General features: G+C 72.8%; 5 protein-coding genes. 2 read left to right on the forward strand and 3 right to left on the reverse strand.

Annotation, left to right across the window (positions count from 1 at the left end; genetic code table 11):
- Positions 1-11 precede the first annotated feature (11 nt).
- From gcl to FHP29_RS14805, 3 genes are read right to left on the reverse strand one after another with little or no spacing between them, the layout of a single operon-like run.
- A complete protein-coding gene (gene gcl / locus FHP29_RS14795; RefSeq protein ID WP_139623621.1) occupies positions 12-1,817 on the reverse strand; it encodes a glyoxylate carboligase in 1,806 nt (601 codons plus the stop codon).
- Between the two features lies 1 nt (position 1,818).
- Positions 1,819-2,730 (reverse strand): 2-hydroxy-3-oxopropionate reductase, encoded by a 912-nt coding sequence (locus FHP29_RS14800; protein ID WP_139623622.1) that lies wholly within the window; start codon positions 2,728-2,730, stop codon positions 1,819-1,821.
- Positions 2,731-2,746: 16 nt separating this feature from the next.
- Entirely contained in the window at positions 2,747-3,568 is an 822-nt protein-coding gene (locus FHP29_RS14805; RefSeq protein ID WP_139623623.1) for a hydroxypyruvate isomerase family protein, read from the reverse strand.
- Between the two features lie 137 nt (positions 3,569-3,705).
- Between FHP29_RS14805 and FHP29_RS14810 the strand changes: the two genes are divergently transcribed.
- Both FHP29_RS14810 and FHP29_RS14815 read left to right on the forward strand, forming a co-directional pair.
- The gene (locus tag FHP29_RS14810) at positions 3,706-5,238 is read left to right on the forward strand and encodes a PucR family transcriptional regulator (protein WP_158296583.1); all 1,533 of its coding nucleotides are present in this window, start codon (positions 3,706-3,708) and stop codon (positions 5,236-5,238) included.
- A gap of 183 nt (positions 5,239-5,421) precedes the next feature.
- Positions 5,422-7,181 (forward strand): solute carrier family 23 protein (locus FHP29_RS14815; protein ID WP_240044540.1); only part of this gene is annotated, 1,760 nt, incomplete at its 3' end.

Below are 7,181 nucleotides of genomic sequence, written 5' to 3' on the forward strand. Positions count from 1 at the left end.
CCGGTCCCGACTCAGTCGAGCGGGACGAGTGCGGTCGGGGCGTGCTCGCCGCGCTCGGCCAGCTCCTCGAACTCGACGACGCTGTCGATCTCGACGCCCATCGAGACGTTGGTGACGCGCTCGAGGATCACCTCGACGACCACCGGGACGCGGTACTCCGCCATCAGCGCCTTGGCCTTCTCGAACGCCGCACGGAGGTCGGCCGGGTCGGTGACGCGGATCGCCTTGCAGCCCAGGCCCTCGGCCACCTTGACGTGGTCCACGCCGTAGCCGGCGACCTCGGGGCTGTTGACGTTGTCGAAGGCCAGCTGCACGCAGTAGTCCATCTCGAACCCGCGCTGGGCCTGCCGGATCAGGCCGAGGTAGGAGTTGTTCACCACGACGTGGACGTAGGGGATGTTGAACTGGGCGCCGACGGCGAGCTCCTCGATGAGGAACTGGAAGTCGTAGTCGCCGGAGAGCGCGACGACCTGGCTGTCGGGGTCGGCGGTGGCGACGCCGAGGGCGGCCGGCAGGGTCCAGCCCAGCGGACCCGCCTGGCCGGCGTTGATCCAGTGGCGCGGCTTGTAGACGTGCAGCAGCTGCGCGGCCTGGATCTGCGAGAGCCCGATCGTGGTGACGTAGCGGGTGTCGGTGCCGAACGCCAGGTTCATCTCCTCGTAGACGCGCTGCGGCTTGATCGGGATGTCGTCGAAGTGCGTCTTGCGCTGCAGGGTCCGCTTGCGCTCCGCGCACTCCTCGGCCCACGCGGCCCGGTCGGCAGCCAGGTCCGTGCTGCCGGCGGTGCTGCTGGCGGTGCTGCCGGAGGCCTGCTCCCGGGCGACCTCGACCATCGCCTCGAGCGCGGCCCGCGCGTCGGAGACGATGCTGTAGTCCGGCGCGAAGACGCGGCCGATCTGGGTCGGCTCGATGTCGACGTGCACGAACGTGCGGCCCGCGGTGTAGGTCTCGACCGATCCCGTGTGGCGGTTGGCCCAGCGGTTGCCGATGCCGAGCACGAAGTCGCTGGCGAGCATCGTGGCGTTGCCGTAGCGGTGGGAGGTCTGCAGCCCGACCATGCCCGCGTTGAGCGGGTGGTCGTCGGGGATGGTGCCCCAACCCATCAGGGTCGGCACGACCGGGACGCCGGTCAGCTCGGCGAGCTCGACCAGCAGGTCGGCCGCGTCGGCGTTGACGACGCCGCCGCCGGAGACGATCAGCGGACGCTCGGCGGCGGCCATCATCGCCAGCGCCTTCTCGGCCTGGGCGCGGGTGGCGGCGGGCCTCGCCACGTGCAGCGGCTCGTAGGTGTCGATGTCGAAGTCGATCTCGGCCTGCTGGACGTCGATCGGGACATCGATCAGCACCGGGCCGGGCCGCCCCTCGCGCATCAGCCAGAAGGCCTTCTGGAAGGTCCCGGGGACCTGGGCCGGCTCCATCACGGTGACCGCCATCTTGGTCAGCGGGCGGGCGATGGCCGCGATGTCGACGGCCTGGAAGTCCTCCTTGTGCAGCTTCGAGACCGGCGCCTGACCGGTGATGCACAGGGTCGGGATGGAGTCGGCGGACGCGGCGTACAGGCCGGTGACCATGTCGGTGCCGGCCGGGCCGGACGTGCCGATGCAGACGCCGATGTTGCCGGCCCGGGCCCGGGTGTAGCCCTCGGCCATGTGGGAGGCGGCCTCGACGTGGCGGGCCAGCACGTGCTTGATACCGCCGTGCTTGCGCATCGCGCTGTAGAAGGGGTTGATCGCCGCGCCGGGCAGGCCGAAGAGCTGGGTGGCGCCCTCCTTCTCCAAGATCAGCACGGCGGCGTCGACTGCGCGCATCTTCGTCATGTCAGCTGTCCTCGTTCGTGGTGGTGCTCGTGTCGGTGGCGCGGCCGCTGAGGCGCTCGACGCCTCGCAGCAGGCCGGAGTGGTCGAGGCCGCCGTCGCCGTGGGCGCGGGCGCTGGCCATCAGTTGGGCGACGAGGCCGCCGAGCGGCGCGACCACGCCCGCCTCGCGGGCCGCCGCGGTGACGATGCCGAGGTCCTTGTGGTGCAGCTCGATGCGGAAGCCGGGCTCGAAGGAGCGGGTGAGCATGTTCTCCTTCTTCTGGTTCAGCACGGCCGAGCCGGCCAGGCCGCCGCCGAGCACTTCGAGCGCGGCCTTGGTGTCGACGCCGTACGCCTCGAGGAAGACGACGGCCTCAGCGAGCGCCTGGATGTTGGCGGCGACGATGAGCTGGTTGGCGGCCTTCACCGTCTGGCCGGAGCCGCTCGGGCCGACGTGGACGACGGTCCTGCCGACGACGTCGAACACCGGGCGCGCGGCCTCGAAGTCGTCGGCCGAGCCGCCGACCATGATCGAGAGGGCGGCGTCGCGGGCGCCGGCCTCCCCGCCGGAGACCGGGGCGTCCAGCAGGCGCAGGCCGCGGGCCGCGGCCTGCTCGGCGAGGGCGGTGGTGACGTCGGGCCGGATGCTGGAGAAGTCGACGATCAGCGTCCCCGCGGCGGCGCTCTCGAAGACCCCGCCCTCGCCGGCCAGGACGGCCTCGACGTCGGGGGAGTCGGGCACCATCACGCAGACGACCTCGGCGTCCTCGACGGCGTCGGCGATCGAGGTGGCGGCGCGCCCGCCCGCGGCGACGAGGGGCTGCGCCTTGTCGGGGGTGCGGTTGTAGCCGGAGACGGTGTGGCCGGCCTCGGCGAGGTGGACGGCCATCGGGCTGCCCATGATGCCGAGGCCGATGAAGGCGATGCGGGTCATTGGAGGTCCTCTCGGGTCAGTGGGTGGCCGCGGCGGAGGCGCGGCGCTCGCGGGGGAGCCACGCGAAGCTGTCGGTGGAGGTCGTGGCGGGCTTGTACTCGAGCCCGACCCAGCCGGCGTACCCGGCGGCCTCGAGCGCGGCGAGCTGGCGCTCGAGAGGGAGGGCGCCGGTACCGGGCTCGTTGCGGCCCGGGGCGTCGGCGATCTGCACGTGCGCGATCCGCGCGGTGTGTCGGGCGATGACGGCGTCGACGTCGTCCCCGTTGACCGCGAGGTGGTAGAGGTCGGCCAGCAGGCCGATGTTGGCCTCGCCCGCCCGGTCGATGACGGCCAGCGCGTCCGCGGCGGTGAGCAGCGGGTAGCGGTCGGCGCCGCTGACCGGCTCGACGAGGACGGTGCCGCCGATCCGGGCGGCCGCGCGGGCGGCGAGCGCGAGGTTCTCGGCGCCGAGCTCGTCCTGCTCCTCGGCGCGGACGCCGTCGACCCGGTTGCCGTAGAGCGCGTTGAAGGCCGTGCAGCCGAGTCGTTCGCCGATGCCGACGGTGACGTCGATGTTGTCGCGGAACTCGGCCGACCGGGCGGGCCACGAGACCAGGCCCCGGTCGCCGCCGGGCATGTCGCCGGCGAAGAAGTTGAGGCCGACCAGGCGCACGCCGGCGTCCTCGACCGCGGCGACGAACGCGTCGACGTCCCTGTCGGCGGGGACCGCCTCGGCGAACGGCCACCAGAGCTCGACGGCGTCGAAGCCGGCGGCCCGCGCCGCCGCGGGGCGCTCGAGCAGGGGGAGCTCGGTGAACAGGATCGAGCAGTTCACCTCGTACCGGAGCTGGTGGCTCATGGGTTCATCCTTCCGTAATGCGGAAACTATTTTCTGATGACCGGAACCGTACGTTCGCGACGGCGATCACGTCAACCCCCGCGCCACCTGCGGCCGACCCGGCCGGCGCTGTACCTTCCTCCAAGAGGAGGTGGGCCGTGCTGCTGGCAGAGCTGCTCGCGACGCCCGGCCTGGGCCTGCGCGTGCTGCACGCCCCGCCCGGCTCGCTCGAGCGCCCGGTGGGCCGACCGATCACCATCGACCTCCTCGAGCCCGGGCGCTACCTGACCGGCGGGGAGCTGCTGCTGAGCGGACTCGTGTGGCGGCGTACGCCGGCGGACAGCGAGACGTTCGTCGCCTCGATCGCGAGCCGCGGCGCGGGCGCGCTGCTCGCCGGGGCGGCGCTGCTCGGCCGGGTGCCCGACGACCTGGTCGAGGCCTGCCGCCGCCACGACCTGGCGCTCGTGGAGGTGCCCGGCGACGTGCCCTTCGCCGACGTGACCGAGCTGGTGACGGCCGCCGGCGTGGTCGGGTCGGGCGCCCGGCTGTCGGCCAGCCTGGTCCGCCAGCGCCAGCTGCTCTCGGCCGTCGCCTCCGGGCGCAGCCTCGACGAGCTCGCCGCCCGGGTGTCCGCCGAGACCGGCCACGTGTGCCGGGTGCTGACCGCCACCGGTCGGCACGTCGTCCCCGGTCCCGAGAGCCTGCCGGCCGACGTCGTCGACGCCGTGACCGCACGCTTCCTCGCGGCCGGGCCGGTGCCCGCGGCGCTCACGGTCGGGGAGGCGGCGTACTCGCTGTTCACGGTCGGCTCCGGGTTGGTGGACCGGCTCACCGGCTGGGTGCTCGTCGCCGAGGGCGACCACCGCGACTGGCCCCAGGACGACCTCGACGCCGTCCACGAGTTCGCCGCGATCGCCGCTCTCGACCGCTCCCGACGCGAGGAGGGCCTGCGGGTGCTGCGCCCGCTCGCCGCCGAGATCGTGGCCAGGATCGAGCACGGCGCCGCCCCTGCCGAGATCGCCACCCGGCTGCGTCAGGCCGGGCTCGACCCCGAGCGCCCCCTCGTCCTGGCGGTGGCGGAGCTCGCCGGCTCCGGGTCGGCGGAGCTGACGGCCGCGGTGCTCGAGGACGCGGCGCTCGGGGTCGGGCCGTCCCTGGCGGCCGCTGCCCGGGACGGCCTCCTCGTGGCCGTCCTGCCGGGCGTGCCCGGGGTCACCGAGCAGCTGCGTACGGCGCTCACCCGCCTCATGCCCGGCCTCCACCGCACCTCCCTCTCGGTGGGACTGAGCGGCGAGACCGGCGTCGAGGCGCTCGCCGGCGCGCTGGAGGAGGCCCGCTTCGCGCACCGGGTGGCGCGCTCGGGCGGCGGCCCGGTCGCCCTCGTCGGCGCGGACGAGGTCACCTCCCACGTGCTGCTCCTCGCGACCGTCCCCGACGACGTACGCCGGACCTACGCGCAGCGGGTGCTCGGACAGGTGCTCGACAGCGACGCCCGCACCGGCGGCGAGCTGATCGCGACCCTCACCGCCTTCCTCGACTGCTCCGGCTCGTGGACGCGCACCGCGGAGACGCTGCACCTGCACGTCAACACGGTGCGCTACCGGATCGGGCGGGTGGAGGAGCTGACCGGTCGCGACCTGGCGCGGCTGGAGGACCGGGTCGACGTCTTCCTCGCCCTCAAGTCGCTCTGATCGCCTAGGCCGCCGAAGGAGGGCGGCGTTTTTGGAGGATCGCACAACGGACGCGCCTCGGATCGGGTCCATCTTCGGAGGATCGGCGGGTGCCGGACCGCCGCCCCGGCGACGATGCTGTGTCGTGGGTCACAGACGCGGCCCGCCGAGTGCCCGGACGGGGTCCCGGAGAGAGGTGTGACGATGAAGCCAGTCCTGAGAGCCGGACGACGCGAGCCGAGCGAGCGCAGGGCACCGGTGCACCCGGTCGACGAGGTGCTGCCCGCGGGCAAGCTCGCCGTCTACGGCATGCAGCACGTCCTGGCGTTCTACGCCGGAGCGGTGATCGTCCCGATCCTGCTCGCCAACTCGATCGGGCTCAGCACCGAGCAGCTGATCCACCTGATCAACGCCGACCTCTTCACCTGCGGCATCGCCTCCATCATCCAGTCGGTGGGCTTCTGGAAGGTCGGCGTGCGGCTCCCGCTGCTGCAGGGCGTCACCTTCACCGCCGTCTCGCCCATGATCGCCATCGGCCTGGCGGCCGGAGGCGGCACCGACGGTCTGCTCGTGATCTACGGCGCGGTCATCGTCGCCGGCATCGCGACCTTCCTGATCGCCCCCTACTTCAGCCGGCTGATCCGGTTCTTCCCCCCGGTCGTCACCGGCTCGGTCATCACCATCATCGGCCTCGCGCTGCTGCCGGTCGCCGCCGCGGACGCGACCGGCGGAGCCGGCCCGACGTCGGACCCGACCAACGGCCGCAACCTCGCCTACGCGGTGGGCACCCTGGCGCTGATCGTCGTCATCCAGCGCGTATTCAAGGGCTTCATGGCGACGGTCGCGGTCCTGGTCGGACTGGTCGTCGGCACCCTCGTCGCCTGGTCGCTCGGCGACGCGCACTTCGACTCGGTCAGCGGCTCGGACTGGGTCGGCGTGACCACGCCCTTCCACTTCGGCTGGCCGCAGTTCTCGGCCGCCGCCATCGTGTCGATGATCGTGGTCATGCTCATCACGGCCGTCGAGACGACCGGTGACGTCTTCGCCACGGGCGAGATCGTGGAGAAGCGGATCGGCCGCGAGGACATCGCCCGCGCCCTGCGCGCCGACGGTCTCGCCACCACCATCGGCGGCACGTTCAACTCCTTCCCCTACACCTGCTTCGCCGAGAACGTCGGACTGGTGCGGCTGACCCGGGTCAAGAGCCGCTGGGTCGTCGCGTCGGCCGGCCTGATCATGGTGCTGATCGGCCTGGTCCCGAAGGCGGGCGCCGTCGTCGCCGGGATCCCCCACCCGGTCCTCGGCGGCGCCGCCCTGGCCATGTTCGCCACGGTCGCCGTGGTCGGCTTCCAGACCCTCGGCAAGGTCGACTTCCACGACCACCGCAACGTCGTCATCGTCGCCACCAGCGTCGGCCTCGCGATGTACGTCACCGCCCAGCCGCAGGTGTCGCAGGCGGTCCCCGACTGGGCCGAGATCATCTTCGGCAGCGGCATCACCCTGGGCAGCCTGACCGCGATCGTGCTCAACATCGTCTTCCACCACGTCGGCAAGGACTTCGGCCCCGCCGTCGCCGGTCTCCCGGGCGACACGGTCCGCCTCGACCAGGTCAACCAGATGTCCCGCGCCGAGTTCGTCGACACCTTCGCGAGCCTGTTCCAGGGTCCCTCGTGGATGGTCGAGCGGGCCTGGGAGCAGCGGCCCTTCGCCGACACCCACGCGCTGCGCCGCGCCTTCCAGGAGACGCTGTTCGGCGGGTCCGAGGAGGAGCAGCGCCAGCTCATCGAGGCCTACCCCGAGCTCGGGTCCCGCCTGGTCGCCGCCGGCATCACCGGCGAGGCCTCCCTGCGCGACCAGTCCACCCGCGGGCTCACCCACCTCTCCGAGCCCGACGAGCAGGCGCTGGCCGAGCTGACCGAGGCCTACCACCAGCGGTTCGGCTTCCCCCTCGTCATCTCGGTGCG

This window comes from Nocardioides albidus (assembly GCF_006335005.1).
GTDB classification, from domain to species: domain Bacteria; phylum Actinomycetota; class Actinomycetes; order Propionibacteriales; family Nocardioidaceae; genus Nocardioides; species Nocardioides albidus.

What these genes read in the sequence shown, in the direction of transcription:
- gcl (WP_139623621.1), bottom strand. Translation starts at nt 1,817, where the DNA reads ATGACGAAGATGCGCGCAGTCGACGCCGCCGTGCTGATCTTGGAGAAG.
- FHP29_RS14800 (WP_139623622.1), bottom strand. Translation starts at nt 2,730, where the DNA reads ATGACCCGCATCGCCTTCATCGGCCTCGGCATCATGGGCAGCCCGATG.
- FHP29_RS14805 (WP_139623623.1), bottom strand. Translation starts at nt 3,568, where the DNA reads ATGAGCCACCAGCTCCGGTACGAGGTGAACTGCTCGATCCTGTTCACC.